Here is an 18,347-nt window from a genome sequence, read left to right on the forward strand (position 1 = left end):
TCAGTCCAGTCTCTGCATCCGTGGTCGCGGCACTGGTACGGCGACCATCGTCACTAAAGCCAGCAGCACCGGCGGGGCGAACACGATGAGCGCCAGCCACGGCAGTGGCATTGGCATCGGCCAGCGGGGGCCGACGCACGTCATAACGGCAACCGGCACGAACCCCACGAGAAAGCCAAGGATCTGACCAAGCCCTGTCGTCACGAGGGCCTGTGCTGCCACCATTCGTCTCAAGGTCGCCTTTGACGCCCCTACCGACGCGATGGCGGTGCGCGACCCCCTCGAGTCGGACAGAGTCAAGGCCAATACCACGGCGCCCACGCATACCGCCAACAGCGTGCCCACTACCGCCGACCAGCGCATCACGGTCCCGGAAATATCCGAGTACCCCTTTTCCCATATGAACTCCGAGGGTGACCCGGTGACGTCCATGAGGGAATGTTGCAGACGGTCCCCTTCCTTCGCGGTCGGAGTATGCGGCAACCGCAACCACACCGTTGTGGATTGGGTTTTCATGTTGTCGGGGCTTACCCCAAGCACCTTGGCTGCCGTTCTACGGCTGATGAGATTGGGCACACCGTATCCCAGGGCATGGTGGGGAGCATGGATAGCTGGAAGCACGGTGGTGCCGGCACCGTGACGTTCGTCATGGTCAGAGATTATGGCCTGCGAAATCCGTGTGGCATCGGGCGAGAACAGGACGACTCCATCATCGAGAGCCTTCATCACCCTGCCGTCTGCCTTCTCCCCAGTCAGCAGCTCATACAGAGTACCGTCGTCGATGGCCACCGTCGACGACATCGCTCCGTTAGGTACTTTGGGGGTGACTTCGAGACTGCTAGTGCAGTACTTCCCGTCCTGACCGCACGTCACCGGCTCCTCCGGTCGTAGATATTTCACGTGCGGCCCGAAAACCGCAGTGACCCGTTTGATCTCCCCGGCAACACGATCGTCCGAAGTCCTGACCCCGTCATCGTGTTCACCAGCGAGAACCCCAATGTGGTCTCCGAACTCCGGGACGTATTCGGCCTTGTCCTGGATGGCGAGACTGTCGCAAAAAGTAACGGCGGCGCATGCCAGCACGGTGATAGCCATGGAGGCGGCAACCCCTGGTACCGCCCGTCCTCGGTTACGGTTAAGATCGCGCAGCGCGAACCGGATCGGCAACCGCGACGATTTGCGTCCCGACACCTTGTCCACCAACCAGGGCATGGCAGACACAGCGGCCAGGTACAGCACGACAATGGTGACGATAATGCCAATATTCAGGCGCACCATCACGTCGCCGGTCGTTCCACGACGGCCATATATGACGCCACCGACACCAGCGAGCAGACCGATCGCCGCGATGACGATCGCTAACGTTGGTCGCCGCGCAGGCCGTGCCGCAGATTCGGCATGTTTGACCCCCATGAGGGCGTCTTGACGGGCAACGTCACGAGCCGGGAACCAACAAGCGGTCAGTGCCGCAAGCAGACCGACCACGGACCCGACGGCGGCATATCCCCAATCGACCCCATAGGTGATGTAGTCGGGGTACACCATTCGAATAATGGCCACCGCGCCATTGCCCATACCCACGCCGAGGCCCACCCCGAGGAGGGCCCCCGTCAGGCCCAACAGCAGTCCCTGATGAATCATCACACCCATGAGGTCACGTCGAGCGGCCCCGGTAATGCCGAGCAGAGCGAGCATCCGCCGCTGTTGACGAGCGCCAATAGCGAATGCTGCGGCTGCGATAGTGGCTACGACAATAGCCGAGAGCACCCCAGCGGCCAGTATCAGCGCAAACATGTCCCGTTCGAAGGTGTCTCCTTGACTGGCACTCTCTTCGGCACGGCGGTCGGCGACGCCCACCCCGGACGCATTAAGCTTCTCGACTTGTTGCCTCGTGAGCGATGCACCGTTGACGTAATAAGTGAGCTCTCCACCACGGGCCAACGGGCTGCGAGGGGCTACCCAGAACGTTGGACCATTCCCCGGCCATTCTTCCCGGACCACCCCAGTGATGGTGTACCGGTGCCCGTTGACGGTTACTCGGGACCCCACCGACCAGCCATAATCTTTCGCAGCACCGGTGGTCACCCAGATGTTATTGCCGGTAGGCATGGGGCCACGCGGGAACTCCATGCGGTAGGGACGCATAGTCGTCAGGTCCATCGCCTTGACCGTTGCCGACAAGGTGGCAAGCCGCCAGGAAACGCTAGCCTCGGTAGTCCTCAAAAGGTGCAGTTTGTGGCCGGGCAGCGTCAGGTTAGCCAGAGCCGTCTGTTGCTGGGTTCGTTGGCGCACATCTGGCTCGGCACCGTCGTCACAGTACGGGTTAGTCGGCCCTTGCTGGGAACAGTGACCATCCCAATTTGATATCGGGCTGATGACCATGTCGGCGTCACCGTAGTTGTTGAGGGCCTGACTGCCGGAGATACTGCCGTCCGAGCGCAGGAGTACCCCTAATCCGGACATGATGGCCACCGGTAACGCTATGAGCATCACGATAAGTAGGGAGCGCAACTTGTGCCTGCCGATGTCACGTACGGCCAGGCGATTGATGAGACGGCGGTGGGGCCGTCCTCGGGCAATAGCGTCTCCGGAGAGGCGAACCGCGCTAGTCGGCATCTCGGGCGTGGTCCGGGCTGACATCACCACCGGCCACGTTTCGGGTTGTCGTTGAGTAGTTCCATAGGATCGCTGACGACCTGGGACTCGTCGACGAGCCTTCCGTCTCGCAGGAAAATCACCCGGTCAGCCCACGCCGCGTGACGAGCCTCGTGGGTCACCAGGACGACGGCGACTCCCTCGTCAGCGAGGGTCCGGATGAGGGCCATGATTTCGTCGCCGGTGACCGAATCAAGAGCACCGGTGGGTTCATCGGCCAGCAAAACGCGGCGATCCCCGACGATGCCGCGGGCGATGGCTACTCGTTGACGCTGCCCTCCCGACATCTTCTCGATGTGGCGATCAACTAATCCCGGGACGCCGACGCGCTCGAGGGCGATCTCGGCGGCCTTGCGGGCACGAGTGGCCGACACCCCGTCGAGTTCCAGCGGCACAGACACGTTCTCGACAGCAGTAAGGGCGGGCACGAGGTTGTAATCCTGGAAGACGAAACCAAGCTGACGACGTCGCACCCGCGCCAGGTCGTCGCGGGACATGCCGCCAAGCGGCTCGCCACATACCGACACAGTTCCAGATGTGGGCTGGTCCAACCCACCAGCCAGACCGAGGAGGGTGGATTTACCGGACCCCGACGGCCCCATGACAGCGGCAAAGGTACCAGGGTTGACGCCTAGGCTGACGTCGACGATGGCGTCGACCCGCTGCTCACCCTCGCCGAAAGAACGACTCACATGATCCAGGGACAACACGGTGCGCTGCATCGTGGGAGTGATCTGGTCAGCGGCGTGCAACGGGGTCGACGTCATACGGTTCAGGCTTCCTGGACGGCCTTAGAGCCGTCGGTCACTGGCTCGACAGGCTGATGGGGGTGGGCGTGAGAAGCCTGTACCGCCTTAGATTCGCAGTGGTCGAGCCAACGGATCTCTGCCTCGGCGGCGAAAATCATTCCGTCAACGAGTAGCTGACCGGCAAGGTCGTCCTCTGCGACACTACGGCGGGCCTGACGACACTCTTGCAACTGGTGCATGGTGGCGTGACGCTGATCCTGAATGAGGGTGGCGACGTCAACATCTTTCGACGTAGCCGCCAGGGCGATCTTGATGGCCAATTCATTGCGAGGCGGGTTGGCTGGGGCGATCGGGGTAGTGAACCATCGACGCACTTCCTCGCGACCCTTCGGACTGATGGTGGCGATAACCCTGCCATCAGGGGTCTCCTCTCCGCGATAACACAACCCGTCACGCTCAAGACGGTCCAACGTTGTGTAAACCTGTCCAATGTTCAAGGGCCAGGTATGATTTGTGCGCCGATCGAACTCGTTTTTGATCTCATACCCGTGACGAGGCTTCTCAGCCAGTAAGGCGAGGATGGCGAACTTGATGGACATGTAACCTCCGGGTGCCGTGCTTCGATCTCGACCAATAGTCGCATACGCAATATTCGTCGGTCAAGGACTTATCCGACCTTTGCCCACTTAGTGAGACACAGCGCTAATCAGGCACCAACTCCCACACGGAGACGTCCCTCGAAGGCGCGCCCCAGGGTGACCTCGTCGGCGTATTCCAGGTCGCCGCCAACCGGCAAACCAGAGGCTAGTCGGGACACCGTCACGCCCATGGGCGCGATGAGGCGGGAAAGATACGTTGCCGTTGCTTCCCCCTCAAGGTTCGGGTTGGTGGCCAGGATCACCTCGGTAACGGTTTCGTCAGCCAACCGCTGGCACAATTCACGGATGTGGAGATCAGCTGGGCCTTTTCCGTCTAACGGTGAGATCGCTCCGCCAAGAACGTGATACAGACCACGGAATTGTCGGGTACGCTCCACAGCAATAACGTCTTTGGACTCCTCAACAACACAGATCATCGACTGGTCCCGACGCGGATCACGGCAGTACTGGCACACCTCGTCGGAGGAGACATTAAAACAAATCTTGCAGAACTTGGCCTTCTCTTTGACCTCGCGCAAGGCGTCGGCCAGTTCATTGGCCTCCTCCTCAGGGGCGTCGAGGATATGAAAAGCGATCCGCTGCGCACCCTTCGGCCCGATCCCCGGTAGCCGAGAAAGGGCGTCAATGAGTTCTTGCAGCGGACCGTCGTACATCGATTCTCCTGTCTAGTGTGCTGGGGTAGCTCACAGCCCAAGGCTGGGCATCTGAGGCATGAGAGACTGCTGCATGGCGCGGGCCTGGCCGGTGGCGTCCTTGACGGCAGCCACAACGAGGTCCGCAAGGGTCTCGGCGTCGGTGTCTTCGAGGGCTTCGGGCGCGATCGTCAGCGCATCGAGTTCACCGGTTCCAGTAACCGTGGCGCGAACAAGGCCACCTCCAGCGGTGCCCTCGAAATTGCTCTCCGCGAGTTGGTTCTGGGCCGCTTCAAGCTGGTTCTGGACAGACTGAGCCTGCGCGAGCAAGGCACCCATGTCAAGTCCCCCGAGGTCGAATCCTCCAGTGGTCATAGTGTCTCCCGTGTGTGTGGCCCCTGGTCCTCGCCGGTGGGGCGGTGTCGTCATCCACAGTAGCCGTCGGTAACGACGAGATCCTGGGTTGATATATTCCCGCTCGCATTCATCTGGCGGTTGAGTCACCGTCGGTGTCTATGACGACCCCACCTAGCTCGCGCATGATGAGGTCAATCGGACTCTCGTTGGACTCCTCCACAACGGTGTCGTCCCACTCCCCGCCGTCATCAGGCGGCTCCTCGACCTGGGCTGACCGCGAAGTCACCTCAAGAGGGCGAACACTTCCTTTAGCGCGCTCACTCCAACGGTGCGCGGTACTGACCGCAGCAGCGGAGGGACGGCCTTGCGAGGATGCGCCACCAGGGTCGATCTGCCGCGCAGACTCAGCGCCTCCGGCAGCCTCGACGTGATCCTGGCCTGGCACCAGATCAGGTTTAGGTTCGGCAGCTCCACCGCTGTCAGGGTCTGGGGCGCCAGCTACGGGTCCCGATTCCACGACCTCATCGCGGACATCTGCGGACTGGTCCTCGGTCGTGGCATCAGGGGCAGGATCGTCGTCCCCAGCCTCGCTGGGATGGGAGCTGGTCACCGGCGGGGGTGGCGCATCCTTTGAAGCGTCGTCGGAAATCGCCTGACGGTCACCCGGTCGGCCCTGAGGATCCCGACCGGGATGAGTAGGGTCCGACGGTTCGCCACCCCGCGTCGAGTCTTGATGGTGTGGCCCTTGCTCCCAGGGATCGTCATCCGGTGGTTCCTGGGCAGCCGGTCCACTCTGAAACTCAGCAGGATGGGACTCGGGGCGGACGGCGGCCGGAGGCTCCCCGACGACCGCAGTGAAGGCCAGGTCCACTCCCAGCACCTTCACAACGGCGTCATGCAAGACCTTCGGGTAATTACCGGCAGCGAAATTTTCCCGGGCTCCGATATTAGAGAATCCCAAGGTGGCCTGATTGCCGTGAACCTCAAGCACCTGGGCGTACTGATTGAGGACCATCCATGCGACACGTCCGCCATCCTTGACGGCTTCGAGGACCTGCGGCCACTCGCGACGCAAGGTGGTGATGTTTATGGCATCGTCGGCGCGACCGCCTTGTTCGGCGGAAGGCTGTTGAGGTTGGGCCGGTGGGGAGTCCTGACGATCCCGCTGAGACGGCTGGTGGTCCTGAGGTCTGGGTTGCTGGCGCTGACTGGTTGACGGACCGCCCTGCTGCCTTGGTCCCTGCGACATCTGACCATCATCGCCGTGCTGGTTGGACGGCGGCTGTTCAGCAAGCTGATTGCCGGGCCGGTAATCCTTACGGCTGGGACGTGGACGCCCAGATGGACGCTGTCCGGGCGACGGGGCGTCGTGGTGTTCTGGTGCGGACCGACGCTCCGGGTTTTGAAGGTTCTCCGCTGGCCAGTGCTGAGGAGGACTAGCCTGCTGTGGTGTGTCCGCATAGCGAGTGGGAGGCTGGGCGGTGACCGGACGCTCAGCACGTTCGACCTCCTCAACGGGGCCGGAGACGCCGATCCTCCTCTCTAACCGCTCCAAACGTGCATGGATTCCACGACCATCCGTGTCGGCTCCGGGTAGGAGAATCCGCGAGCACATCAGCTCTAGATGAAGCCTGGGGGCGGTAGTGCCACGCATATTCGTCAGCCCAGTGGCCAATACTTCGGCAGCACGCGTGAGCTCGCCTGCGCCGAAACCGGCGACCTGATGAGTAAGCCGGGTGGCCTGCTCCGGTGAGACATCGATGAGTCCGCTCCGGCAGGCGTCAGGGACCGCCGAGACGATGACGAGGTCGCGCATGCGACGCAGCAGGTCCTCAGCGAAACGGCGAGGGTCCTGACCTACCTCGATGACCTTGTCGATCGTGGCAAAAACCTGGTGGGCGTCCCCGGCGGCGAAGGCGTCGACGATCTCGTCCAGGAGAGCCTCTGGGGTGTAGCCGAGTAGGGCCGCCGCCTGCTCGTAGCTGACGTGGCCGTCAGCAGCACCGCCGAGAAGCTGATCGAGCACCGAAAGGCTGTCTCGCACCGACCCACCACCGGCACGCACCACCAGCGGCAGGACGGCGTGGTCGACGTCGATCCCCTCCTTGCCGCATAGCTCAGCCAGATACTCGACGAGCACCTTCGGCGGCACAAGGCGGAACGGGTAGTGGTGAGTCCGGGAGCGAATCGTCCCGATGACCTTTTCCGGTTCTGTGGTGGCGAAGATGAACTTGACGTGTGGCGGGGGCTCCTCGACGAGTTTCAGCAAGGCGTTAAAGCCCTGCGGGGTGACCATGTGGGCCTCATCGATGATGTAGATCTTGTAACGCGAATGTACTGGGGCGAAAAAGGCGCGTTCGCGTAAATCACGTGCGTCATCGACCCCGCCGTGGGAGGCAGCGTCAATCTCGATGACGTCAATCGATCCGGGTCCACCACAGGCCAGGTCACGACAGGACTGACACGTTCCGCAGGGAGTCGGCGTCGGACCCTGCTCACAGTTCAGCGCTCGGGCAAGAATGCGGGCGGTCGTCGTCTTGCCACAGCCACGTGGCCCTGAAAACAAGTAGGCATGGTTGACGCGGTTATTAAGGATCGCGCGCTTGAGAGGCTCAATAACGTGATCCTCACCAATAACCTCATCGAAGGTCTCCGGACGGTAACGCCGATAGAGGGCCAGCGGAAGCTCTGGAAGATCGTCATCGGGGTTGCTGTCAGGGGCTTCCCCGATTAATTCCCGAACCCGCTCAATGACGTCAGCGCCATCCTCCTCGTCCTCGTCTGTCTGGAGGCCGTCGGGTTCCTCAGGGGTCTCGGGGCCGTCCAGCAGCCCTGGATCGCGCGGATCCGAGGGAAGGTCATCATCAGGGGTAGCTTCGTCAGGAGGCATGACGGGGCGCGGCGACTCCTCGTCACCGAAAAGATCCGGACCGTCTTGCTCGAAGACCTCAGGCTCAACGGCCTCATTCTCCATGCCCGGTTCAGGCGCCCTCTCATCCACGGTGAAAACCCTAGTTGACGGCTGCGACACATTCTCATCGGTCCGCCCAGCTCCGCGCGGAACATCCTCAGCCAAAGAAAACCAGCAAGAAGCTGATCACCGTCACAACGGTGAAGGTGGCCCACGAGATCTGAACCGCAGAGCGCACCGGGTGGCCGAGCCGCTTAGCTTTACGGCCGCACGAGGTGGTCACGAGCGGGGGAATGAAGAAGGCCACAACGTCTAGGCCGACGACTGTCCAGGTCAGCCAGGTCGGCACACCGCTGTCGTGAAGCTGGGGGTAACCGAGATTGGCCGGCAGCATTGTTTGAGCCATCATTCCGATGATGCCGGCGACGATAAATAGCAACAGCGAGCACCAGGTGATACCTGCCCAGATGGAACCAGCACGGTCGGTCGTGATGATGCGTCGCTGATCGTCCATAGCGACCCTCCTCCCGGGCATTGATCGAAACCTTATAAGGCACGGCTGCCGCGGACATGAAAAGGGCTCCCCGCGCACCCGGTAGAGCCAACCTACCCTTGCTACCTCTCGGTCCTGGGGGAGTTCAGTCAGGTGCCGCCGCACGGGGAACCAAGTTCCACTTTAACCGACGCCCTGCCCGGGGAACAACCCGTGGCAATGCTGCGCGAATCATCATCGGCTGCAACAACGCGTGACTCGCCATAACATTGCTGACACGTTTTCCACGGCAAGGGAGGCATCATGACGAGGATCGACGTGTGGCTGTGGTCGGTGCGCGTCTATAAGTCCCGGTCGTTGGCTACCGCCGCCGTCAAGGGCGGACACATTCGCCTCAATGGAGACCCGATCAAACCCTCCCACGACGTGAAACCCGGCGATACCGTCACCATCCACACCCCCGGATGGGATCGGGTCCTCAAAGTCGTCAACCCGATCACGAAAAGAGTCGGCGCCAAACTCGCGGTCGAGGCTTACGAAGATCTGTCAGCTCCCCGACCCGCCTACCTCTCGGCTCCCCTCGCTCGCCGTGACCGTGGGACTGGACGACCCACCAAGAAGGATCGTCGCGAGATCGATCGGCTCCGAGGCCGAGACTCTCGCTATTGAGGGCTCTTCGCCCGGCTTAACACACCACGGCTCGCGGCCGAATTGGCGCCACGCGTCAAGTCCATGTACGCTACTTAGCGGAGGATTCGCCTAGAGGCCTATGGCGCTCGCTTGGAAAGCGGGTTGGGTTCACGCCCTCACGAGTTCGAATCTCGTATCCTCCGCGGCAAGTCCGCCTTTCGGTCTATCCGGGGGCGGACATTTTCATTTGAGTTCACTGCATTCTGTCAGGGACCATCGCGAAATAGTACTTCGGGTTTTCGGCCAGCGTCACTCGCTCACTCCTCAAGGCCGGTGGTTATGTCCTGCCGTAAAGAGCGGGTATATTTCTCTGAGCATAAATCAAAACGGCGCAAAGGTGACCACAGAATGACCAAGAAATTGACGAAAACCTGTTTGCTGGGCATGGTCGGCATCATGGCGATCGGCCTTGCAGCGTGCGGGGACAAGACAAACTCGTCATCCGATACCCCCGCAAACCCCTCGCCGTCCACCAAGGCGGTCAAGCGAATTAGCAAGGACGACTTCACCAAGGCGTTCTCCCACAAGAAGATCGATGGCCACACGTTTGTCATCCAGGACAACTCTCAGCTCAGGCCCGTTGTGGACAATCTCGACAAGACGCTCAGTCAAGCGAAGATCTCCCCAGCTGGATGCGATGCGGCTCTCAGGCAGTCCTCCCTCGGCCTCACTTCAAACGAGATCAGCGACACTCTCGTGGCCGTCAGTGACAAACCATCCACACGAATCATCGTCACCACGGCCATGTCCGACCGACAGAAGAAGGCATACAAATCACAAGAAGAACAAACTTCCAAGTGTGGTCATACCACGTTGTCCACGCAAGGTGTCAATCACGGCCTGGAAATAAACATCAAGGCGTCACCCATCAAGGGTTACGAAAATATCTCCAAGCAAGCCGCTCTTTTCGATGTCTCCATCAAAAGGAGTACCGGAACCTCTGATCACGGCTATCAGGCATACATCTGGCTCAACAATGATCAGGCGATCCGCATCTTCGGACGAGACGCCGGAATAGTCAAGTCCACGCTGCAGTCAGCCACCAAAGCACTGGGAATCGCCAAGAAGTGACACAGAACGTATAGCAGCCCTCAAAAGTCTAGCGCCTGCCGACTGCGCTCAGGACATGCCGGCAGGCCAGGCAGTGGAGCATCACGCTGCACTTTGCCCAAAGAGCAAGGGAGCATTCAGTGGTCGATTTCAGTATTTTCGGCGACTATCAAAATCCGGTGGAATTCAACTTCTCAACCGCCGAGGGGTTCTCGTCCCAGCTACGGTGGACTTCACAGCGGATAAACATCTTCTACGCGCGTACACCTCGTGTCGAATCCATTGCTGCAAGAGAGTTCCGAGGTTTCTTCGCGACTGTCTTCGCACAGAACATGCAGGTGTGCTCGGCGGATGCCGAGGCGTTGTCGGAGGCATTGACTGCCGCCGCTGACATAGTGGACTATCTTACCGAGCAGGCTCGACTCGAGAACGAGCGACGACAAAAGGTTCGCGACTTCGCGGCGCAGCATGACGATTTTAGCGATCATGTGCGGGATTTCTTCACAGGTGTGGATGTCCCGCCCAATCTCACGCCCGCCGAGCCGCCGCCGCCCCAGTTGCTCCGCCTGCCTTTGACACGCCAGCGTCAGCAAGATCGGTCGATCCGAGGCTCATCGGGTGGAATATCTGCGGCGGACCCCAAGGATCTCATCAGTGCCGCGCAGGTGTTGGGGGAAGCCGCAGCACAGGTACCCTCGGGATCAGTCCTGGCGGGCTGGTTCGACGACTTCACCTCCCAGTGCAAGTACGGCACCGTGGAGGTCGGGGATCTGTTCGTGCAGCTGGATCGGTGGCGGGGCCTCAATGACGGAGACGTCGAGTGGTTGCACGCGGTAGCCAAGGCCTTTCAAGCTGCTGGCTCTGGTGTTATTACCTTGCCTAACTCTGCCCTGCGAGCCGCCTTGAGAGCTGCTGGAACCCCTTTGTGGCGTACCGATCTCGACATCACATCCCCGGGGCTGTCGGGTATTGATCCGCGCACTGGATACCTTGAGGATCCCATCAACTCGGCAACCGGGAATTTCATCGAGCCCGAGACCGATCTGGCCTTCGCGGCAGCGTCATCCCCCCTCGTCCTCAGCAGGATGTACAACTCTATTCAGGCTGTTCGGGGACAGGGTGGGGTTTTCGGCCCGGGGTGGGTCAGCATCCTTGACCAGTGCCTGCTCGTCAAGCCGGGGTGCGTCGAGTGGGTGCGTGAGGATGGCAGGCATATCGCCTTCGCGGTGGAGGCTGCACCGACAGCAGTCCTGCCGACGACCAATCAGCTGCCCAATCCGGCAGAGGAAGACGAAAAGCCTGTCGAACAGTGGCGAGCTCAGGGTGAGAATCTGTGGCTCAGCCGGGTCTCTGCTTCCCAACTTCCGGAGTTCCTTCGCGATCCGGCCACATCAAAATGGGTGTGGGTGATCTCGGACAACCGGGGAGGTCGATGGGTTTTCACTGAAGGTGGCGCATGGGTGTGCAGCGGATCTTCGCAAAGAGACGTCGTGCATACCGTGCGGGAAGGCGATCGCGTGACCGCGATGGAAACGTCGTGGGGCTACAGGATCTCGGTGTCGTATGACGGCACCAAAGTGATGTCGGCTGTTTCCAGTGATGGCCGTCGCTGCCGGTACTCCTACGACGACCAAGAGCGACTCGTACAGGTGGACAGGCCCGACGGTTCACGGCGTTACGAGTGGGATGACACGCTCATCACGACCGTGGTGGATGCATGTGGCAACGCGGAGTGCATCAACAGCTACGACGACCGGGGCCGGATCACGTCCCAACAAGCCACTAACGGTCGTACTATCCATTTCAGGTATCTGCCTGGGGGCGTCACCGCCGCCAGCGATGCGGATGGCACCAATGCCAATACCTGGATATGTGATGCTCACGGTCGCACCACAGGTGTGGTCGACGCCCATGGTGGCCAGGTTTCGATGGCCTACGATTCCTTCGGCAATATGGTGCGTTGTGTCGATCGGGCTGGAAACGTCACCTCACACCGCTATGACCAGCGAGGGAGACTGACGCACACGGACCTTCCCACTGGCGCCACGATCGACTGTTCGTGGGATGGTCTGGACCGGCTTGTGAGCACAACCCTGGCCAATGGCGCCCAGACCACCTTCGAGTATGACGGCACCGAGCGTGATCCAGTGCGCGTCACGGATCCGTGCGGTGGCGTCACCGTTGCGGAGTGGAAGGATGGATTGCTTCTGCGCGCCACGAATCCTGTCGGGGTGAGCCTGAGGTTTTCCTATGACCATCATGCAGAATTGGTGCGCGTCGAGGATGCCCATGGGGAGGCTTCCCGCCTCATCCGTGACGAGGCGGGACGGATCGTCGAGACGATCTCGCCGGGTGGCGCCACGACGCGGTTCAGCTACGACGATGCTGGCCGCCTGGCTGCCGTGGTCACACCGGATGGCGCGACATGGGAGCATCGTTATGATGTGGCCGGTCATCTGATCGAGTTGGTTGCCCCCGATAGTGGGGTCACAAAGTGGGAGTATCACCCAGACGGTCAGATCTCCAGGGTCATTGATCCTCTCGGGCGCGTCATTGAACACTCCTACGACCACTTGGGGAACCTGGCGGGCATGCAGCTCCCCGACGGCAGCGCTTGGAGCTTCATCCATGACGCGCTATCGCGGTTGACGCAGGTGGTGGCACCGGACGAGGCCAGGTGGACGTATGCCTATGACGTTGATGGCAATCTTTCCGGCGTCACTGATCCAGCCGGTTTCGCCAGGGTCTTTACTGACGGTCTCACTGCCAGCACCGCCTCGGATAGTCACGGGCACCAACTCCACCGCGTCGATGCCGATCCCTACGGTCTTACTACTGCCGTCACCGATGTCACTGGTGCCCAGCAGATCGTCACGCGTGATTTGTGTGGCCGACCGGTTGAGTTTCAGGACGAGTCTGGCGCGGTGACCCATGTGGAGCGCGATCTAGCGGGCCGCATTGTGGCCCTCGTCAGTCCCACCGGGTTGCGCACGAGTTACAGCTATGACGCGTGTGGGAGGATGGTTGATGTCACCGATCCCGCAGGCCGCGTGACGCGCTATTCCTACACCTCAGATTTCCAGGTGGCGACAGTAACTGATCCAACTGGCGAGACCGCGCGCTACGAGTATGACGCCATGGGACGTGTTGTGCTCAGTCATGTTCCTGGCGCTGGAGTGAGCCAGTACCGATATGACCCATGCGGCAGACTCGTGTTCAGTTGCGATCTAGTGTACGGACAGCGTCACTTCAGTTACGACCTTGCTGGCCAACTGGTGGCAGCGACTAACTCGGCTGGTGGCGTCTCACGGTACGGCTACGATCGGTGTGGGCGACCCACGCGCACCTGGGATCCGGTCGCCGGAACCCGACATTTCCGTTACAACACCGCTGGCCGACTCATCACAGCGGTCGATCCCGCCGGCGGCGTCCACCGTTACACCTGGGACAAACGCGGACGACTGGTCACCACTACCGACGCCACCGCGCTAACGACCTACCGGTACAACCAGCTAGATCAGGTTGTGGAATCCACCGATCCTGCCGGCGGAACCCACCGCTACACCTGGAACCCAGCGGGGCGTCTCACCAGCCATACCGGCCCTGACGGCACCACGACTAGCTACGACACGCGCGACGGAGTAGAAACAGTCACCATTGACGGGCAGGTCTCCACCCGCAGGTGGTGGGACTTTGAGGCCCGCCAGCTTCACATTGACGACCACAGCGATCCTGCGGTTCCCGTTCACCACACCATCAGCGTCGATGTGCGCGGTCTCGTCTGTGACCACACCACCACCGACGGTGACGGTAAGGTCATCAGTCGCCACCACTGGGATTGGGATAGTGAGGGCCGCCTGACCCGCGCCAATGACACCCACGCGACCGTGTCATACACCTACCGGGGCGACGGGCTACCCACCCAGATTACTCACTCCGCCTTGGGTGCCGCGAGTCTGGCCTGGGATAGTGCCGGGCGACTCACCGACGTCACCACCCCCAACCATCACGATCACTGGGATCATGATGGCGGCCTGGTGTGTGGGTATGCCCATGATGGGCGCGTCACGCGTGTCGCCCGTGATGCTCAGGGGCGGGTTACCGGAATAGAAGGACCATCAGGGTGTTGGAGTTACGGCTATAACGAGGCTGGGTCGCTCATCAACGCGACCGGACCCCGCACACAACATAACTGGACTCACGACACCTATGGCCGGCTCACCAGCCACGCCACATCCGGAACCGACACCACCTTCACCTGGGACCAGGAAGGCCACCTGGCGCAGACGTGTACGCGCGCACACGGGCATGCCACTGCCACCCAGTATCGCTATGACGCGGCGGGACGGCGTATCAGTGCGACCAGCCCAGACGGCCAGGAGGAGCGTTACTCCTGGGATGGGCGAGGTTGGCTGTCTGGCATCACCACCGACGCCACGACCGTATCGACTCACGTCGATGCATTGGGGCGCGCCAGTCGTATCACCACTGGGGACCAGCAGGTGCGAGTGGACTGGGACCTTGTAACCGGGGCTCCCACCTCGATTGATGGTCATCCTGTGCTTCCCCTACCAGGAGGACGCATCCTCGGTGCCACACCCATCGGCGATACCAACCTATGGCGTGAGGTGATGCCCACCGACCCTGACAACCCCTACCAACCAGCTACGGTCGCTATTGAGGGTGTCCCCGAGACGATCAGGATGGCCGGGAACGCGCTAGTGGTTGATAGTCACCCTTGGTGGGGGGCGCGCCTCTACGACCCAACTACCACCACCACCTTCTTATCTCCTGACCCGTTAACCTCGCCCGCCGGCGCACTATGGGCCAACAACCCCTACGACTACGCCAACAACAACCCCCTCACCCCTCACCGATCCTCTCGGGACCCACCCCGTCACTGACGACCAACTAGCACTCCTCACCCACCCCATCGGCACACTCGTGCATCACATCACCGATCCGATCAGCCACTGGTGGGCCACCCACAAAGACCGGATCCTCTCCCGGGACTTCCTGATCGGTGCCGGCCTCGTCATCGGCGGTATCGCCGTAGCGGCCACGGGCGTAGGAGGACCCCTCCTAGCCGCGGCCATTTCCGGGGGACTCATCTCAGGCGGCTTTTCCGCTAGCTCCCAGAAATACGCAACCGGGGATGTAAATTGGGGAACAGTCAGCAAAGAAGCCCTCATCGGGTTTGTCGTGGGAGGTGTCGGGGCAGGCACCACCAACCTTGTTGGCACCCAGGTTTTGAAACACTCCGACACCGCCGCAGCAGCCATCACCAAGTTCAGCGTTCGCGATGAGGTGAGATTCGCCCAGACCGGGCTGAAGGGAATACTCAACGCCAACACTGCCGCCAACAACGCTCTGAAGCTGGCCGCCAAGAGTGGGGATCTCGATGCGCTCGAAACCATGTACATACATCACTTCGCGGGTTCGGCAGCATCCAATTTCGCCGCCTCCAACACGCAATACATCATGGATACTGCCATGTCTCATGATAAGCATTTCAGTGCGAGCGGTCTGGCCCAGGCCAATGGCAACGCTATCTTCGGGGTGGTCTTGTCAGCACGAGGGAACGCAATGGCGCGGCCAAACATCAGTTTCAATAATGGCTGCTTCAAGCGCGGGCCCGCGCTGCTGACGGATACGATGGGGGTGAAGCAGCAGTTTTCCACGTTTGGCCACGAGCTAGTGAGGGGCGCGATTGCCGACGCCACCACCCAGGAAATCTCCACCGCTATGAATGGCCAGGATCCCCATGATTTTGCTGATGGTTTCAGCAAGAAGACAGCCCACACCCTAGGAAACGCAGCCCACACCAGCTTCCCTGGGCTACACACCTCCAAATAACTCCAAATCATGTTTATAGACAACAGCGCCGGGCCACGCGAATTCGGCCCCAACGATGACGCATCACTCGAACTACCCGCCGAAGGAGCCTACCGAGTCCAAGAAGCACTACGCGTCATGGGCTGGGACCCACACCACCCACGCGTATTCTCCCAAGCCAAAGGCCTAGTCCCAGTATGGCTACCCCTCACAGCAGAGATCACCTGGGGCATGCTGTCAATATTCCTGAGTAATTCCGACGGAATCAGGGACAGCATCGGAGGATGGTTTTGCTTCATTTTCTTCCTCGGAACGCCCGTCTGGATTCTCAGCGACGTCACACTCCGCAGATACGGCGTCGACTACGACAAAATCTGGACCCGATTCGGACACCTCTTCTACCACCAAATCCGATTCACCGACATCACCCGATTCGACATCGGTGGCCACCGCTACAAAATCTGGGCCGGAAAAACCAAAATCAACATCGACTACCACCGATACGACTACGCCCTCGTACATCTGCGACTCGCCGAAGAACTCCACCACCGCCACATCCAACTCCCCCAAGCCAACATCACCGACCCCAACTGGGACCAAGAAGCCCAAATATGGCGCAACATCCTGGCAGCCTATGCCTATCGAGAACACCGCGACTTCTACGACACCCACCCCGAACAACTAGCACACCTCAACGCCCTCACCCCACCACCACACCACTACGACAACTAACACCACCACCCAGAACTAGACCGCCCCCATCTATACACCCAAGGAGACTTAGCGTTGATCAAGACAAGGTATGGACGCAGTTTGGCCATCTCGACAACCACACGATCCGATTCGACGAAAATCACCCGATCGACCCGAAAACCACGAATACCGGGATGTGAAAATGCGGCCCATCGCTGGCAATTTCGGTCTCTCCCGTCGTCACCTTAAGTTCTCGTTGGAATTACGACGGATGCAGGTGGTGTTGATGATAACCGGAGTTAGTCAATATGTTCGTCGAACATGTCAGCAACCATGCGTCCATTTAGGCAGGTCCGGGAGCGAGTGTTGATCTCGCGACAAACCTTATCCAGGTCAGCTTGGGGGATACCGAGAGCCTCCACACAGAGTATAGTGGTAGGCGAATGCTGGTCCGTTACCGGTGGCGATCGACCGGACTGGCAAGCCGGTACCCTAAACGCAAGGAAGCAATCCCCTCCGCGTAACGACTTGAACACTCACACGCTAGAAGGTGTTGCACTTCCGAACCTAGGTACCGCCACGACGGCCACGTCGTGAACTAAAGTATGGGCTAAGGGCACGAGGAGGCGTCCATGAAACCATCACGAGTCCGCTGGGATCAACTGCCCGATTCGGTTCACCATCGAGTCGCCGAAATTCTGGGGTCCCCGGTCTCCGTCGATCACGTCCAGACCCACGGCACCACTCCTGGCGTGGCATCGCGAGTCGTCACCGCCGATGGCTCCCATGCCTTCATCAAAATAGGCCATCCAGCCATCAATGAGGCCATCCCCAGCCTCAACCGTCGTGAAGCCACCCTGCTGTCGCTCCTCCCCGACACCGCGCCCGCCCCGCGCCTACTTGGTCGCATCGACGTCGATGGATGGGTAGGCATGGTCACCTCCGACATCGAGGGCCCCCACCCCGACCTGCCCTGGTCAGATGAGGACATCGACACCACCCTTGCTTCGCTGTCCCGGCTGACTGAAGTGACGGCCGATTTCCACCAGCAGTGGGAACCATTTTCGGCACGCCTGCAAAACACCCCCTCGGTGTGGGAACAGTTCATGGCCGACACCCCCACCGACCTCGACCCCTGGCTCATCGAGCGCCTACCCGACCTCGCCGGACGCGTCGAGCGGCTCGCCCGCCACGCTTACGGTGACACCGTTATCCATAACGCGGTTCGATCCGACAACGTGCTTTTGCGCACTAGCGGAACTGTTCTCGTTGATTGGTCCCATGCCGTGATCGGCCCGGCATGGGTCGACGCTGCAGGACTCATCGTCGATATCATTCACACCGATCCAATTGACGCCCCGCGATGGAATCGCGCCGATGACCTAGTTAAGCGCGTCGCGGCTGAGTTCTCCCCATCCACTCACGGCGGACCAGCAGTCGAACCTATCGTCGACTTTCTCGTCGCCATTTTGGGGCTCTCAGAACGCGAATGCCGCAATCCCGACCCCGCTGGAATGCCGCAATTCCGCGAGTTTCAGCGCGAGCGGGCAAGTCGATTACGCGCCTGGCTGTGGGCCTCCGAACACCTCGCGTAACTATCGAACTGAAACGGTGCGGCCCCTC

The 18,347-nt window shown here is 60.8% G+C and carries 13 protein-coding genes, 1 tRNA gene, 1 other RNA gene and 1 pseudogene; 7 read left to right on the plus strand and 9 right to left on the minus strand.

What is annotated here, in order from left to right; genetic code table 11:
• From ACOYO3_RS11190 to ffs, 8 genes are all read right to left on the minus strand, one after another.
• Positions 1-2,640 (minus strand): FtsX-like permease family protein, encoded by a 2,640-nt coding sequence (locus ACOYO3_RS11190; RefSeq protein ID WP_002525519.1) that lies wholly within the window; start codon positions 2,638-2,640, stop codon positions 1-3.
• Positions 2,640-3,422 carry an ABC transporter ATP-binding protein gene (locus tag ACOYO3_RS11195; protein WP_002524647.1) on the minus strand — a complete coding sequence of 261 codons (783 nt, stop codon included), beginning with the start codon at positions 3,420-3,422 and terminating at the stop codon, positions 2,640-2,642. The genes ACOYO3_RS11190 and ACOYO3_RS11195 overlap by 1 nt, the downstream gene beginning before the upstream one ends.
• Before the next feature lie 5 nt (positions 3,423-3,427).
• A complete protein-coding gene (locus ACOYO3_RS11200; protein ID WP_002524646.1) occupies positions 3,428-4,003 on the minus strand; it encodes a PadR family transcriptional regulator in 576 nt (191 codons plus the stop codon).
• Between the two features lie 107 nt (positions 4,004-4,110).
• Positions 4,111-4,716 (minus strand): recombination mediator RecR, encoded by a 606-nt coding sequence (gene recR / locus ACOYO3_RS11205; RefSeq protein WP_002524645.1) that lies wholly within the window; start codon positions 4,714-4,716, stop codon positions 4,111-4,113.
• 30 nt (positions 4,717-4,746) lie between these two features.
• Positions 4,747-5,070: a YbaB/EbfC family nucleoid-associated protein gene (locus ACOYO3_RS11210; RefSeq protein ID WP_002522947.1), complete on the minus strand. Its 324-nt coding sequence runs from the start codon at positions 5,068-5,070 to the stop codon at positions 4,747-4,749.
• A gap of 109 nt (positions 5,071-5,179) precedes the next feature.
• A complete protein-coding gene (locus ACOYO3_RS11215; protein WP_002524644.1) occupies positions 5,180-8,026 on the minus strand; it encodes a DNA polymerase III subunit gamma and tau in 2,847 nt (948 codons plus the stop codon).
• Between the two features lie 94 nt (positions 8,027-8,120).
• Positions 8,121-8,498, minus strand: coding sequence for a hypothetical protein (locus ACOYO3_RS11220; RefSeq protein ID WP_002518667.1), 378 nt, complete (start codon positions 8,496-8,498; stop codon positions 8,121-8,123).
• Positions 8,499-8,535: 37 nt separating this feature from the next.
• Positions 8,536-8,632, minus strand: an RNA gene (ffs, locus tag ACOYO3_RS11225) — signal recognition particle sRNA small type.
• 127 nt (positions 8,633-8,759) lie between these two features.
• Between ffs and ACOYO3_RS11230 the strand changes: the two genes are divergently transcribed.
• From ACOYO3_RS11230 to ACOYO3_RS11255, 6 genes are all read left to right on the plus strand, one after another.
• On the plus strand, positions 8,760-9,125 hold the full coding sequence (locus tag ACOYO3_RS11230) for an RNA-binding S4 domain-containing protein (protein WP_002522945.1): 366 nt from the start codon (positions 8,760-8,762) through the stop codon (positions 9,123-9,125).
• Positions 9,126-9,204: 79 nt separating this feature from the next.
• A tRNA-Ser gene (locus ACOYO3_RS11235) sits at positions 9,205-9,289 on the plus strand.
• A 205-nt stretch (positions 9,290-9,494) separates the two neighbouring features.
• Entirely contained in the window at positions 9,495-10,217 is a 723-nt protein-coding gene (locus ACOYO3_RS11240; protein WP_002524643.1) for a hypothetical protein, read from the plus strand.
• Positions 10,218-10,336: 119 nt separating this feature from the next.
• On the plus strand, positions 10,337-15,100 hold the full coding sequence (locus ACOYO3_RS11245) for a DUF6531 domain-containing protein (RefSeq protein ID WP_002525522.1): 4,764 nt from the start codon (positions 10,337-10,339) through the stop codon (positions 15,098-15,100).
• Positions 15,101-15,140: 40 nt separating this feature from the next.
• A complete protein-coding gene (locus ACOYO3_RS11250; RefSeq protein ID WP_002524315.1) occupies positions 15,141-16,052 on the plus strand; it encodes a hypothetical protein in 912 nt (303 codons plus the stop codon).
• Positions 16,053-16,061: 9 nt separating this feature from the next.
• The gene (locus ACOYO3_RS11255; protein WP_002525523.1) at positions 16,062-16,763 is read left to right on the plus strand and encodes a hypothetical protein; all 702 of its coding nucleotides are present in this window, start codon (positions 16,062-16,064) and stop codon (positions 16,761-16,763) included.
• Here the strand turns inward: ACOYO3_RS11255 and ACOYO3_RS11260 are convergent.
• A pseudogene (locus ACOYO3_RS11260) lies at positions 16,760-16,968 on the minus strand (rRNA methyltransferase). The gene ACOYO3_RS11255 and the pseudogene ACOYO3_RS11260 overlap by 4 nt on opposite strands.
• A 388-nt stretch (positions 16,969-17,356) precedes the next feature.
• Between ACOYO3_RS11260 and ACOYO3_RS11265 the strand changes: the two are divergent.
• Positions 17,357-18,319 carry a phosphotransferase gene (locus tag ACOYO3_RS11265; RefSeq protein ID WP_002524640.1) on the plus strand — a complete coding sequence of 321 codons (963 nt, stop codon included), beginning with the start codon at positions 17,357-17,359 and terminating at the stop codon, positions 18,317-18,319.
• The last annotated feature ends 28 nt before the right edge of the window (positions 18,320-18,347 follow it).

This window comes from Cutibacterium sp. KBN10P07758 (assembly GCF_050286205.1).
Taxonomy (GTDB): domain Bacteria; phylum Actinomycetota; class Actinomycetes; order Propionibacteriales; family Propionibacteriaceae; genus Cutibacterium; species Cutibacterium acnes.

Coding starts and splice junctions, on each gene's coding strand:
- ACOYO3_RS11220 (WP_002518667.1), bottom strand. CDS start 8,498: ATGCCCGGGAGGAGGGTCGCTATGGACGATCAGCGACGCATCATCACG.
- ACOYO3_RS11240 (WP_002524643.1), top strand. CDS start 9,495: ATGACCAAGAAATTGACGAAAACCTGTTTGCTGGGCATGGTCGGCATC.
- ACOYO3_RS11210 (WP_002522947.1), bottom strand. CDS start 5,070: ATGACCACTGGAGGATTCGACCTCGGGGGACTTGACATGGGTGCCTTG.
- ACOYO3_RS11195 (WP_002524647.1), bottom strand. CDS start 3,422: ATGACGTCGACCCCGTTGCACGCCGCTGACCAGATCACTCCCACGATG.
- ACOYO3_RS11255 (WP_002525523.1), top strand. CDS start 16,062: ATGTTTATAGACAACAGCGCCGGGCCACGCGAATTCGGCCCCAACGAT.
- ACOYO3_RS11190 (WP_002525519.1), bottom strand. CDS start 2,640: ATGTCAGCCCGGACCACGCCCGAGATGCCGACTAGCGCGGTTCGCCTC.
- ACOYO3_RS11265 (WP_002524640.1), top strand. CDS start 17,357: ATGAAACCATCACGAGTCCGCTGGGATCAACTGCCCGATTCGGTTCAC.
- recR (WP_002524645.1), bottom strand. CDS start 4,716: ATGTACGACGGTCCGCTGCAAGAACTCATTGACGCCCTTTCTCGGCTA.
- ACOYO3_RS11215 (WP_002524644.1), bottom strand. CDS start 8,026: ATGGAGAATGAGGCCGTTGAGCCTGAGGTCTTCGAGCAAGACGGTCCG.
- ACOYO3_RS11230 (WP_002522945.1), top strand. CDS start 8,760: ATGACGAGGATCGACGTGTGGCTGTGGTCGGTGCGCGTCTATAAGTCC.
- ACOYO3_RS11200 (WP_002524646.1), bottom strand. CDS start 4,003: ATGTCCATCAAGTTCGCCATCCTCGCCTTACTGGCTGAGAAGCCTCGT.